Annotated in this window: 7 protein-coding genes and 2 pseudogenes; 3 read left to right on the forward strand and 6 right to left on the reverse strand. The window is 65.1% G+C overall.

What is annotated here, in order from left to right; translation table 11 throughout:
- From AC2VOR_RS07280 to hchA, 6 genes and pseudogenes are all read right to left on the reverse strand, one after another.
- Positions 1 to 200 (reverse strand): annotated as a pseudogene (locus tag AC2VOR_RS07280) (ABC transporter permease); the annotation flags it as partial.
- On the reverse strand, positions 190 to 1,050 hold the full coding sequence (locus AC2VOR_RS07285; protein WP_486963490.1) for an ABC transporter ATP-binding protein: 861 nt from the start codon (positions 1,048 to 1,050) through the stop codon (positions 190 to 192). The gene AC2VOR_RS07285 and the pseudogene AC2VOR_RS07280, both read right to left, overlap by 11 nt.
- The gene (locus AC2VOR_RS07290; protein WP_486963491.1) at positions 1,047 to 6,686 is read right to left on the reverse strand and encodes a type I polyketide synthase; all 5,640 of its coding nucleotides are present in this window, start codon (positions 6,684 to 6,686) and stop codon (positions 1,047 to 1,049) included. The genes AC2VOR_RS07285 and AC2VOR_RS07290 overlap by 4 nt, the downstream gene beginning before the upstream one ends.
- 270 nt (positions 6,687 to 6,956) lie before the next feature.
- On the reverse strand, positions 6,957 to 8,726 hold the full coding sequence (locus AC2VOR_RS07295) for an NAD(P)/FAD-dependent oxidoreductase (RefSeq protein WP_486963492.1): 1,770 nt from the start codon (positions 8,724 to 8,726) through the stop codon (positions 6,957 to 6,959).
- Positions 8,727 to 8,761: 35 nt separating this feature from the next.
- Positions 8,762 to 9,058 (reverse strand): hypothetical protein, encoded by a 297-nt coding sequence (locus tag AC2VOR_RS07300; RefSeq protein ID WP_486963496.1) that lies wholly within the window; start codon positions 9,056 to 9,058, stop codon positions 8,762 to 8,764.
- 127 nt (positions 9,059 to 9,185) lie between these two features.
- Positions 9,186 to 10,061, reverse strand: a complete 876-nt coding sequence (gene hchA, locus AC2VOR_RS07305; protein ID WP_486963493.1) for a glyoxalase III HchA — start codon at positions 10,059 to 10,061, stop codon at positions 9,186 to 9,188.
- Between the two features lie 343 nt (positions 10,062 to 10,404).
- On the opposite strand from hchA, the gene AC2VOR_RS07310 reads away from it, so the two are divergent.
- From AC2VOR_RS07310 to AC2VOR_RS07320, 3 genes and pseudogenes are all read left to right on the forward strand, one after another.
- Positions 10,405 to 10,935: a nuclear transport factor 2 family protein gene (locus AC2VOR_RS07310; protein WP_486963494.1), complete on the forward strand. Its 531-nt coding sequence runs from the start codon at positions 10,405 to 10,407 to the stop codon at positions 10,933 to 10,935.
- Positions 10,936 to 10,937: 2 nt separating this feature from the next.
- Positions 10,938 to 12,032 carry an NAD-dependent epimerase/dehydratase family protein gene (locus AC2VOR_RS07315; RefSeq protein WP_486963495.1) on the forward strand — a complete coding sequence of 365 codons (1,095 nt, stop codon included), beginning with the start codon at positions 10,938 to 10,940 and terminating at the stop codon, positions 12,030 to 12,032.
- A gap of 121 nt (positions 12,033 to 12,153) precedes the next feature.
- Positions 12,154 to 13,364, forward strand: a pseudogene (locus AC2VOR_RS07320) (IS1380 family transposase); the annotation flags it as partial.
- Positions 13,365 to 13,459: the final 95 nt, after the last annotated feature.

Consider the following 13,459-nt stretch of genomic DNA (forward strand, 5'->3'; position numbering starts at 1 on the left):
GAAAAAATCGAACCCAACAAAATGCAGATGACGGCCGGCAAGGAGAACGTCAGGACCACCTGCTCGGGCCGGCGGTAGAACATCTTCAGCTCGGGGATGACGCGCGACATGCCGATGCGCAGCGGCGACGGCAACGAAGAATCCGACCCGTTCGCGCGATGTCGCGCCATCGCGGCGCGCTCGACGTGGTCAACACTCATCTGCCTGGCCGATCAACCGCAAATATGCGTCTTCGAGCGTTGGCCGCGAGACCGTCAGCTGGCCAAGCTCTTTCCCGTTCGCCGAGCGCCGCCTGATCAACTCCGTCGGGTAATCCGTGCGCTCCACGTGCACTTCGTCTCCCTCCCTCCACCGGACCGTCGCAGCCGAACTCACGTATCCGGTCAGCTTCGCCGGCGAGTCGAGCGCCACCAGGCTGCCGGCGGCGATGACCGCGACGCGGTCCGCCAGCGTGGCGGCCTCTTCGAGGTAGTGCGTGGTCAGCAAAACGGTCGTGCCGTCGGTGGCCAGCAGCCTGATCAGATCCCAGAATCGTCGCCTGGCTTCCGGGTCGAATCCGGTCGTCGGTTCGTCCATGAAGACCAGTTCGGGCATGTTGATGACTCCGAGCGCGACATCGAGCCGACGGCGCTGCCCACCCGACAGCGCCCTGACCCTCGAATCGCGAACCGAGCCGAGCCCGACGAGTTCGAGCACCTCCTCGGGAGCCCGGGTCTTTCCGTAGCACTGCGCGAACATGTGCACCGTTTCCGAGACGTTGAGCATCCCGAAGTCGCTGGCTTCTTGCAGCACGATGCCGATTTTGGCGCGCCAACCCCTGCCCGCGGCGCCGGGATCTTCGCCAAGCACAGTTACCTCACCGGCATCGCGTTGACGGTGCCCCTCCAGAATTTCTATGGTGGTCGACTTCCCCGCGCCGTTGGGCCCCAGGATCGCGAAGATTTCGCCGTGCTCGACATCGAGGTCCAGATCCCGTACCGCGTGCAACGTTCCGTAGGACTTCGACAGGCCCCGAACGTGGACCGCGGACGCGTGATGCGCGTGCGTCACTGCCCTTGAAGAGGCCACTGGGCACCCCCTGTGTCCGGCCCGGAAGGTTGCCGCTCGAGTTCGGCCAGCATTTCCCGTAGCTCGGCCTCCGATAGTTGCTCGAGGAGTGTGTCGACGTCGCCGCCGGCTGACGTGCGCTCCGAGCGCTGTCCGATGGGTTCCGGCGCGTCGTCGCCGGCCAGGTGGAGGTCGTCGAGAATGTGAACGGCCAGTGATGTGACGCTCACTCCCCTGAGCAGTTCGAGCAGTGGCACGTCGATCGCGAACACCGCGTTGATCCGCAGCCTGAAATCCATTGCCATCATTGAGTCCAGCCCGATGTCGTCGAGGCTGTCGTCGAGCCCGACCTCGGCGACGGGGAGTTCGAACACGGCGGCAACAATCTGCCGGACGTGGCTTGCGACCGCGTCGAGCCTGTCCTCTTCCGGCATGGCCGAGATCAATTCGCGCATTGACGAATCCGAACCGACGTGATCCGGGGACGCTTCTTCGACCCCCAGTTCGGAGAACATCGGCGGCAGCTTTCCGCCGAACCCGACACGGCGGGCCTGCATCCAATCGGCACCGATAGCGATGACGCTGGCGGCTTTCTGGTTGATGAGCCGATCGAGGATCCGGATCCCCACTGCCGGTGTGATGAGCTCGATTCCGCGCTGGGCGTACCTCTTCTCGAGCTTGAGTTCTTCGACCATTCCGACCGACCAGGGGCCCCACCCGATGGTAAGAGCCGGCAGTCCCTCGGCCTGTCGGTAGTGCGCGAAGGCGTCGAGGAACGCGTTGGCGGCAGCATAGTTGCCTTGGCCGGGCGCGGCGAGGACCGAGCCTGCAGACCCGAACATGACAAAGAAATCCAGGTCGTACCCGCGGAAGGCGTTGTGAAGCACGCGGGTGCCGCGGATCTTGGGAGCCATGACTTCGGTGAAGTCGGCTTCGGTCATGTTGATCAGAAGTTGGTCGTTGACCGATCCTGCGGCATGGACGATTCCGCGGACCGGACGGCCCCCTTCTCGAACGTGCCAATCCAGCCACATGTTCACCTGGTCGGCATCGGCGACATCGACACTGGCGGCGGTTACTCTCGCGCCGAGACCCTCGATCGTTCGGATTGTGTCGATCATTGAATTGTGCGGGTCGTCCGGAGCCGACAACGCCCACCGGTGCCGCGGCGGGAGCTCGCGCCGGCTCAGTAGTGCAATGTGCCGTGCCCCGCGTTCGGCGAGGTAAGTGGCCACGATACGTCCGAGGGCGCCGGCCGCACCGGTCACGACGTAGGTCGCATCGGGCGCGAGTTTGGTGGGAAAGGCTTTTGTCAGGTCGCCGCACGAGCGAAGACGCGGGACGAAGGTGACGCCGCCGCGGATGGCGATCTGATCTTCCGGGTCGGCGGTGACAATGTGCCGGCAGATGAGCGCGGCAGTCTCGGTGAGGTCGTCAACGTCGTCGATGTCGATGAGTCCGCCCCACCAGCCGGCGAATTCCTGGTGGCCGATCACTCGACCGAGTCCCCAAATGGCCGCCTGTTCGACGGCCAAGGCCTCGGTTCCGGGCACCGGTTGCGCATTGGCGGTGATCACGTACAGGCACGGCCGTACGGCGTCCTGGTCGGCCATCGCCTGGAGCAGATGCATGATCGTGAAGACCCCGATCTGCTCATTAGTTGCGAAAACATCGGCACCCGCGGGATCGCCGTCTTGGTACACCGCTCCGGTTGGCCCTGACCGGAGCGGTTGATCATCCGGATGGGCGTACATGTCCATCGGCCAGCAGTTGATGATGCCGGCCAGGTTGTCCTCGCCGCGATATGTCTGCAGCAGCCGACGCAGTTGCTGCGGGCGCCGCGGATTCACTGCGTACCCGCCGTCGACGCTGTCCAGCTCGTCGCCGAGATGACGCACAACTGTTTGAACGCGGTGGCCGCCGAGGCGCAGTTGCTCGGCGAGCGTCGACCCGGTACCGGCGGCGTCGACGAAGATGAGCCAGGACGAATTGGCCGGTGCCGCCGCGCTCGGCAGAGGCTGATGCGGGTCGTCGGTCGTTGCGACCCACTGTATCTCGTAGAGCCCCTTATCCACTCGTTCGGGCGACATGCGAGTTGAGGCGCCAAGTGATTGCACGGTGAAGCCGATGAAAGCGGCAAGCGGCTCTCCGTCGTCGCCGCTGATCGTGATGTCGCTCTCGATTTCGTCCCTGCCGGCCGATATGACGCGCACGTGGGCGGTCATCGTTTTCTCCGGCGGGCGAAAGATTTCACTTCGCCGGATCCGCGTCGGAAGGTACGGACCCTCGTCGGTTTCCTCGGCGAACAGTGCTGCGCCGAACAACGTTTGGAAGGCGCCGTCGATGAGTGCCGGATGGAATCGGTACTCGTCGATGTGGTCTGCGATTTGAGCGGGTACGGTCAGCTCAGCTGTCGCCCAGCCATCCCCGGAGGTCAAGTTGCTGACGGACCGGAAGGCGTCGCCGTAATCGAAACCGATTGCTCGGGTGCGAGCGTAAAAGTCGTCGCCGCTCACGCTGGTGACAGTCCGGTTGCCGTCTGGGGTATCGCTGCGCCCGGGCGGCCGCGAAAGCGTATTGAGCTCCGCTGTTGCCGTTATCGTCCACTTCAGGTCGCTACCGGATTTCGCGGTGAAGGCGGCGAATTCCACTGCGCCCGTGTTGCGGTCGAGCGTGGTCCGCAGTATCGGATCGCACGTTTCGTCCAGGATGAGGGCCCGTTGCAGCGACAGGTTGTCCACCCTGTGGTCCGTTGAACCGTAGGCCGCTTCGCCGGCAGCCAAGGCCATTTCGAGGAATACCGACCCCGGGACGACAACACTTCCCTCGATCCGATGATCCGCAAGGAAAGGGGCGGCGGCAGCGCTCAACTCCACCTCCCAGGTCGGGTGCACGCCACTCACGGGTTGGCCCAACAACGGATGCACCGGGAGGTAATGCAGATCCTCCGCCGCCTCCTGGGTTTCGCTCCAGAAGCGCTTGGATTGCCACGGATACGGAGGAAGCTTTACCAGTCGCGCCCCTTGCCGGGGGAACAGAGTGTCCCACGCGATTCGGTGGCCGTGGCAGTGCAGTTCGCCAATGCAACTCATCAGCGTCCGACTGTCGTCCTCATTGCGCCGCATGGTCGCCAAGACCACAACATCTGTGTTTTGGCTTGCGGCGGTCTCTACCAGTGACGCCGCCAGAACAGGATGCGGGCCCAGCTCGATGAAGTGGGTATAGCCGTCATCGAGCATCCGACGGATCGCGGGTTCGAAAAGCACCGTAGCGCGTATGTTCTGCCACCAGTAGGCAGCACCGGCCGCGTGTCCTTCCAACATTTCCCCGGTGACCGTGGAGTACAGCGGGATCGCGGCAGCTTCGGGAGACAGCTTGTCCAGAGCGCCGCACAGCTCGTCTTTGAGCGCGTCCATGTAGTGGGTGTGATACGGCACGTTCCCGGGGAGGAAACGGTGGAAGATCTTGCGCTCATCCAGTTGCCGGGCGAAAGCGTCGAGGACGCCGCTCTCGCCGGCGACGGTAACCGACGACGGGCCGTTGATCGCGGCAATGGACACCCGCCGCCCGATCTCTTCGCGGGTCACGTCGTCGAGCGTCTGCATGACCGACTCGGCGCCAAGGCCGATGGCGAGCATGCGGCCCAGCCCGCTCGTGCGTTGTTGAAGGCTGCTTCGGTGAAATACCACCTGAACCGCCTGCTCGAAAGTGAGGACACCACTGAGGTAGTGGGCAGCCACCTCACCGGCGCTGTGCCCGATCACCGCGTCGGGCCTGATCCCGAACTGTCTGAGCTGTTCGGCGAGTGCTATCTGAATGGCAAAGTTGGCGGGTTGCGCCACCTCAGTTTCGGCCATGCGCGAATCGGATTGATCGGCTCGAAGTTCATCCACCAAAGACCAGCCCGTGTAGCGGGACAGTTCACGATCGCTCCGCAGGATGCTCTCGGTGAACACGGGGTAGGAACCAAGCAGTCCACGGCACATCTTCCACCACTGTGGGCCCATGCCGGTGCAGACGAACGCCAACTTGGGCGCACCGGTGTGGGTACGGCCCGCAGGGTTCTGCCCACCTTCGGACAGAACTCGAAATTGTTCTCGCGCTTCGCTGATGCTGCCCGCAACCACGGCGCGACGGCAATTAAGATGGGAACGGCGTTGACTCAAGGTGTACCCCAGGTCCGCCAGCGAGATATCGGGGTGGGCGGCCAGGTGCTCGGCCAACTGGTACGCCTTCGCCTGCAGCGCTTCGGCTGCGCGCGCCGAGATGGGCACGACGGCGTGTGGCAGCGGCTGACACACGTCCGCGGCGGGAACGCTGTCCGGGGCGGGGGGTTCAGCGAGCACGACGTGGGCGTTGGTGCCGCCGAAGCCGAAAGAGTTCACCCCCGCTATGCGCCGCCGACCTTCGGGAAATGGACGACCAGTCCGCGGAATGTCGATATTCAAGTCCTCGAAAGGAATTCGGCTGCTCAGGTTCTTCAAATGAAGGTTGGCCGGAATGTAGCCGTTCTTGAGTACCAACGCGGTCTTGATGAGCCCTGCAACCCCGGCACCGGCCTCGAGGTGGCCGATGTTGGATTTGACCGATCCGATCAGCAGCGGATTCGACGCGGGCCGGTCCGACGCGAGCGCATTGGCCAGTGCCCGAACCTCGATAGGGTCGCCGACGGGAGTCCCGGTGCCGTGCGCCTCCACGTATCCAACCTCACCCGGGTGCACGCCCGCTCGCCGCAGGGCCGCGGTAATTGCTGCTTCTTGCGCTTCAGCGCTGGGAACGGTGATGCTGTCGGTGCGACCGTCCTGCGACACCGCCGTGCCGAGGATCTGAGCGTAGATTGCGTCGCCGTCGCGTAGCGCCTGCTCGAGCCGTTTGACGACGACGACGGCCGCACCCTCTCCCCGCGCGTAACCATCGGCGGAATCGTCAAAGGCCTTGCAGCGGCCGTCAGGACTGAGAAACCCGCTCTTTGATTCCGCGATGGCCGTGTTGGGCCCGATCATGATATTGACGCCACCGGCGAGTGCGAGATCGCATTCGCCGCTCCACAAGCTCAACGCCGCAAGATGCACCGCGACAAGTGAACTCGAGCACGCCGTGTCGATCGTCATGCTCGGTCCACGGAAGTCGAATGCGAACGAAATCCGGTTCGCCAGCATCGTCATCATCATCCCCGTGGCGGAATGAGTTTTGAAGCGGTAGCGACTGGTGCGGCCCTGATTCTGCAGGAGCTGGTAGTCGAGGGTGAAGCCGCCGATGAACACCCCTACGTCGGTGCCGCCCAGACCTTCCGCGGGAATACCCCCGTCTTCCAGTGCCTCCCAGGTGGTCTGCAGCAGGAGGCGCTGCTGTGGATCCAGATGGTTCGCCTCCCGCGGGGAAATGCCGAAGAACTGAGCGTCGAATTGATCGATTTCTTTGAGGAAACCGCCCCGTCGGGTAACCATCTTGCCGAGCTTCGCCGGGTTCGGGTCGTGGTATTTGGCGGCATTCCATCGGGTCTCGGGGACTGTGCACGTAGCATCGGTCCCACCGCACAGCAACTGCCAGTAGCTTTCCGGGGTGCGGGCACCACCCGGGAAGTGGCAGCCGATACCCACGATCGCCAAGGATTCACGAGCAGCCTGCCCCGCGAGCATGTGCATCTTTCCCCTATCAACCCGTCGCGAGCCCGCGCCAAATCGCCGCAATGCGTTCGCAGCGTGATCCGGCGAGGATTTTTGTCGCGGCGACCTCACGGGTCACGCGCCTTTGCCGACCAGACCAGCCCGTCATGCTGCCGCCGCAATCCGCGTCGTCCCGACACTCAAGGACGGCGGCGCAACCTGGTTGGCCCGGCAGTAAAGCCGGGCGTCTCTGCCGGCGCCGCCCGGCCCATGAACCCTGACCGCCGCGGATCGTATTTCTGGTCAACTGAATTCGAGGGCAGGCACGCAGCCGGGAACCCAATCAGGGCTGATGGGGTTGGTCAGCTGCTCGTGGCGGTAGGCGGAGCGCAGTTCCCGCAAAAAGGCGTCGCTTTGCCATGCCTGCGCCTGCCGCATGACATCATCCTCGGAAAAACGTTCGCATTTTTCCGCAACCACGGTCTCTACCAGCTGGCCTGCTACCTGACGAAGCAGCCGGACGTTCGCGTGGAACTGGGCGGTGTAATCGGTGGCCCTCCCGATCATCGCGGTGTGGAACGTGCTCATGAAGGACATTGGTGAGTACAAATCGACAAATGTCGCCGACGGACGTCTGGGCTCGACCGCGGCCCATTCCCGGAAGAATTGCTGCACGCGGTTGCTGAGATCGATCAGCCCCTGAAGGTGCGGTACCACCCCGGGGTCGTCCGCGACACGGGCAAACCGGCCGTTACTGTAGAGCAGACCCAGAAAGCCCCAATAGAACGCAATGTCCCAGATCACCTTGGCCGACATGACGATTGGCGAGCCCATCAGCCCGTACTGATTGCGATAAACAGCAAGCCACATTTCGGTGAGCGACCGGAACAGCAAGTCGCTTATGCCGGCCCGTGCGACGACGTCTTCGCCATCGAGCTCACGGACGAGCATGTCGGTGATGAGGCCATTACCGATTGCGATGAGGTCTAGTCCCGAGGAATACAAGGGATCGAGGAAGATTCCAGCATCCCCGGTGAGACACCAGCGGTCGCGCCCGTCATACACTTTGGCGACGGCGTGACTGTAGTGTCTCATCACCCTGAAGTCTTTGATCGAGTTCTGGTGCTGCGCCAGCGCCGCGGCGCACTGCGGCTCATATTCGCCCAGCCACGCTTGAGCTTTGGCGAGCGTGTTGAAGCGCTCCAACGGGTGGAAAGCAGGATCGGCGACAATGCCGACACTGGTGGCGCCGGATGCAAGCCGGATGAGCCAAACCCAGTAGCCCTCGCCCATCAAATGATTAGTGGACAGCGCGCGGTCGCCCTCGGTCAAGCGCGACCGCCAACTCGGGTCGTCGCTCCACTGGTTCACGTCGACCTCCGCCGCGACACGCAGCCACACAGCATTGCAGTTGTGCTCGCTGCCCCGCCGCAGCCCCAGTTGCCGGGCAAGCGTCCGGTTTCTTCCCGATGCGTCGACCACCCAACGTGCCGTGGTGCTGGTGCTGATATTGCCGTCCTGAACGGTAAGAACGTGTGGGCGTTCCCCGGAACCGATCTCCACGGATCGAACGCGCCCCGGGACGATTTCCACACCCTCCGACAGGCAACGCCGTTTAAGCTCGTTCTCCAACCGGCCGCGGTCGATCTGGTAAGTCACCTGGGGTACGAACGCGGAGCTGCCGAGTTCCAAGCGCTGCGCGATATCGGTGTTCCCGTTGTGCGAGAAGAACATGCGCAGGCCCATCTTCCGAATTTGGGCGGTGTTCAGATGGTCCGCCAATCCAAGGCGATCCCGCAGGTAGTGCGCGGAGATCTCGACCGTCGACTCGCCAACGGTGTGGGTGATCTCGGGCACCGGGTGCGGGGTCGCCCCCACGATGAGGATCCGCGTTTGCGGCCGGGTAGCGCGCAGCTCCAAGGCCAGGGTGAGTGCGGCTACGCCGCCTCCGGCGATGGCGACATGGTATTCCGGGGCAGCGGGATCGGCGTCGTGCAGCTGAGCTTTTATCCGCTGCGCCAACGCCTCCCGCGCCTCGGCAGGCAATTGTGCAAGCTGTGCTCGCAGGTCCACACGCACCCTCCCGAGGCGCAGTTATAACCAGTTACTTAATAGTTAAGAATGTACACGATACGTGGATCTGGCAAGTGGGCAAGCCCGGCCGTGGCGCCGCCCGGCTCCTGCCACGCGGGGTGGCGCATTTCGTCTCCTGCGGCACCGATCGATCGGGCGTTCACCACGCCGAAAATCGCCGCGGCCAAGGTGACGGCCTTGTCGGCATTGCCCTCGTCGTGCAGCAACGTGCGCACCCCGACCCGTCCCGGACCGCCACGATGGGCGGTGCCCTCGACGCGGAACGGTCCCACCTTGCCGCGCGACATGAACATGCGCTCGGCGAGGTTCATCGACGGGTGGTTCGGCCAACTCCCGGATGTCGCGCGGTTGGTCGCGCACCTAGCGCCGTCTTCTCCGCTGTCGGCTACCGCACTGCCGAGCGACTGCGCCGACCCGGGGCCGGGGGGACCACGGGCGTCAACGCTCGGCGGCCTCGAGCAAGGCGTTGACGGCAAGCCGGCCCAGCGCGTCGGACGCGAGCGGGCTGTCGCCGGTGAGCAGCCGGCGGTCCTGGTAGATCTTGCCGGTCATGTCGTCGTTGAGGATCGTCAACCCCTGCTTGCCCAGCCGATCACCGACGAGCCAGGGCAGATGACCCGGCAGGTAGCCGATTTCGATGTTGGGCCCCTCATCGAGCGCGTCGGGGAAGATGCACACCGAGTAACCCTTGAACGGTGATTCATCCCCGTCCAGGGCGGTGGCCAGCAACGCGGCCGGGCCGTGACACAGCGTGATGATGAACCTGTCGTTGTCCAGGGCCCAGTGCAGCGCGCGCCCCACCGAACTGCTGTCGGGGAGTCCCACCACCGCGCCGTGGCCGCCCGGGATGAAGACGGCAAGGTAGGGCGAATCCGGGCCCAGCTCGTGCTCGACGACGTCCGAAAGCCTCTTGGGTTCTTTGAGCTTCGGCTTGAGGGCCTCGTAGGTGGACAGCACCGCCTCGTCTTCGCGCGGCATCGCCCACAGCTCCAGCTTGGCCGGGTAGCCGCAGATGGTGGCTATCTCGACGTCGAAGCCGGTTTCCCTCAAGTGGTGCAACGGAAGCAGTGTCTCGACGGGATGGTTGCCGGTGGAAAACATCGTACCGTTCTCCATCAGCACGTAGCGCTCCTCGGTCGCGATCATGAGCACTTTCCATTTGCCCCCGGTGTATCCGCCCGGGTGCTCTACACCGGCGAAGTCGGTCTTGGGCGACGTGTACTCGTTCAGCGAATACGCGGAAGGAAAGAACGCGTTGTCTTCCGCCTCGTCGGGCCTGGGGTCCTTGCTCAGATTCTCTGCACTGCGCGCCATCTGCGGGGACTGCCCGCTCGACGTTTTCCGTAAACGCGGATTTGCGCGGCGTCACGAACGTCGTTACCGCCGCACCTGCTCGGTGCGGTTGATCGTCACACCGGGATGCCGCAGCGGCAGCAAGAACATCGTCAGGCCCTCGTGCTTGGGCACGTCCCAGTCAGTGCGGGCCAGGCACCGGAGCCTGGCCTTCTCCGGGTCGAGGCGCGGCAGGCGCTCGGCCAGCCGGGCCGCGGACCTGCTCCGGAATTCCGCGACCGACTCCGCCGCCCAGCAAGACAGGTTTACACTTCACGGAGAAAATGTCACGCCCAGCCCGCAGATCGACCGGAATCGAGCCGCAATGACAGAAGGCGCACCCACCCTGATGGCCGCCGACGACACCGCCACCCTGCTGGCGATCGAGGCCATCAAGCAGCTCAAGGCCCGCTACTGCCGCCACCTGGACGCCAAGCACTGGGCAGCGTGGCGCACGATCTTCACCGATGACTTCGTCAGCGACACTGCCGAGGCGGGCGGCAAGGTGATCGTCGGCGCCGACGACTTCGTGGCATTCCTGCGCAGAACCCTCGGCCGCCCGGCGCAGGCCACCGCACACCAGGTGCACGCGCCCGAGATCGAGCTCACGTCCGCGACGACGGCCCGCGGGGTGTGGGCGCTGCAAGACGTTGTGCGGCTCGCGCCCGGGGTGTCGCTGGTCGGCTACGGCCACTACCACGAGACCTACGAACGCGTCGACGGACAGTGGCTCATCAAGAGCTCCAAGCTGACCCGGCTCCGCGAGGACATCACCACCCCGGTCGTCTCGGTCTACGTCTCCCCCGGGATTCGCCGGGCGATCGCCAGGGTCGCCGGCCGGCTGACGGGGCGGTGACCGTGGCCGCCACCACCGTGCTCGTCACCGGCGCGTTCGGGCAGATCGGCAAGCGATGCACCGAAATCCTGCTCGACCGCGGCCACACCGTCGTCGCGATGGATCTGCGTACCGACAAAACCGTTGCCGCCCAACGGGAGCTGTCCGCCCGCGCCGGCACGCTGATACCGGCCTACGTCGATCTCCTGGATCCGGCCGCGGTGCGCGAACTCGTCGCAACCCATCGGCCCGCAGCGATTATCCACCTTGCGGCGATCGTCTCGCCGCCGTCGTACCGCAACCCCGCCCTGGCCAGAAAAGTCAACGTCGGCGGCACCGAGAACCTCCTGGCGGCGGCTTCCGAACTGCTCCGCAAGCCGCTGTTCCTGATGGCCTCCAGCGCCGCGGTCTACGGGTCGCGCAACCCATATCGCCACCCGGAACGCATCACCCCTAACACCCCAGTGAACCCCATCGACCAGTACGGCCAGGACAAGGTGCTGGCCGAGGCCGCCATCCGCGCCAGCGGCGTGCCGTATGCGCTGTTCCGGCTCGCCGGCGTCGCGTCACCGGACACCCAGGGCAGCATCAACGGCGACTACCTGGCGCTCATGCGTTCGATGCCCGGTGACAACCGGATCCACATGGTGGACGCTCGCGACGTGGGGCTGGCGTTCGCCAACGGCGTCGACCGAGCGGCCACCATCGCCGGCAAGGTGCTGCTCATCGGCGGCGACGAATCGTATGTGAAGCTGCAACGCGACCTGCAGGACGACATGATGGCCGCCGCCGGGCTCGGCCGGCTCGGCCCCGCGGCCAGCCTGCCCGGTGATCCCGGCGACGACCGCGGGTGGAGCTTCACCGGCTGGTACGACACCACCGAGACGCAGGCGCTGCTCGACTTCCAGGAGCACGACTGGCACCAGACCCTGGACTGGATCGCGAAAGCCCAGGGCCGCCAGTGCATCGTCGCGCGGGCATTGAGCCCGCTGCTGCGGCCGCTCGTGCTGGCCGCGCTGCTGATGCAGCGCCGCCTCGAGGGTCGGGGCCCCTACGCCGACCCGTGGGCGCTGATCGCCAAGAAGTACGGCCCCGGGGCGCTCGCCACGCCGGACTAACCCGGATTTTTCGTGAAATGCCGTGCAAAACGGGGTATATATATGCGAAAGTGCCTGTCCTGCAAGGAATAATCGGACTTGTCTAAGGTTCAGATCGTTCCAGCTGGAAGGCACCTCGCAGGTGAAGAATATCGCGGCCGCATCGCGGGTGAAAGTTTCCGCCGATGGCCATGGTGTCGTGTCGCATGCCGGGATGGGCCTGCTCCGTGAACTCGCCGACCGCACGGGCCTGTCGGCGCAGGTCACCGCGGCGTTGGCCGACACCTACCGGGGCCCGTGGGTTACGCGCCCGGGCAGGTGTTCTGCGATCTGGCGGCCGCGGTCGCCGACGGTGCCGATTGCATCGACGGAGTCGCTCAGTTGTGCGGCGATCGCGAGCATGTGTTCGGCGCGAAGGCCTCGACGACCACCATGTGGCGGCTGATAGATCAGCGCATCGACGCCGCGCACCTACCGGGGGTGCGGACGGCACGGGCCGACGCGCGGGCGGCGGCCTGGGAAGCCGGAGCCGCCCCCGCTGGTGAGGGCTGGCTGCACATCGATATCGACGCGACCCTGGTGATCGATCACTCCGACAACAAAACCGGCGCCACACCGACCTGGAAGAAGACGTTCGGTCTTCACCCGCTGCTGGCGTTCCTGGACCGCCCCGAGATCGCCGGCGGGGAAGCCCTGGCCGGGCTGCTGCGCACCGGCAACGCCGGCTCCAACACCGCCAGTGACCACGTCATCGTCCTGGAACAGGCGCTGGCGTCGCTGCCGCCGCGGTGGCGGCCCGACCCCGATGATCCCGGCACGGTGGCGGTGCTGGTGCGCTGCGACACCGCCGGAGCCACCCACAAGTTCGCCGACGCCTGCCGCGCCGCCGGAGTCGGGTTCCCCTTCGGGTATCCCGTCGATCTACGGGTGCAAGACGCTGTGGACACCCTCAACCTCGGTCAGGGCTGGTACCCGGCGATCGACACCGACGGCGGCATCCGCGACGGAGCGTGGGTCGCCGAGGCCACCACCTTGGTCAACCTGTCTGCCTGGCCGGCTGGGACCCGCCTGATCCTGCGAAAAGAAAGACCGCACCCGGGCGCGCAGTTGCGGTTCACCGACGCCGACGGCATGCGGGTCACCGCGTTCATCACCGACACGCCACCCGGTGTCATACCCGGTCAAGTCGCCGGCCTGGAACTGCGGCACCGCCAGCACGCCCGCGTCGAAGACCGCATCCGCGAACTCAAAGCCACCGGCCTGCGCAACCTGCCATGTCACGGCTTCTGGGCCAACGCTGCCTGGCTCGAAATCATCCTCACCGCAGCCGACCTGGTCACCTGGACCCGCCTAGGGCGTGTCTCCCGAATTTTCGTGTCCTGACCGGCGAAAATTGGTCGGTGACGCGGATTGGTGTGATTTCTGATGAGTTCTGGGCGGTCGTGGAA

It is taken from the genome of Mycobacterium sp. TH-M103, from assembly GCF_057473785.1.

Excerpts from the sequence above, each read along its gene's own strand:
- AC2VOR_RS07290 (WP_486963491.1), bottom strand. The coding sequence starts at position 6,686 with ATGCTCGCGGGGCAGGCTGCTCGTGAATCCTTGGCGATCGTGGGTATC.
- AC2VOR_RS07300 (WP_486963496.1), bottom strand. The coding sequence starts at position 9,058 with ATGAACCTCGCCGAGCGCATGTTCATGTCGCGCGGCAAGGTGGGACCG.
- hchA (WP_486963493.1), bottom strand. The coding sequence starts at position 10,061 with ATGGCGCGCAGTGCAGAGAATCTGAGCAAGGACCCCAGGCCCGACGAG.
- AC2VOR_RS07310 (WP_486963494.1), top strand. The coding sequence starts at position 10,405 with ATGACAGAAGGCGCACCCACCCTGATGGCCGCCGACGACACCGCCACC.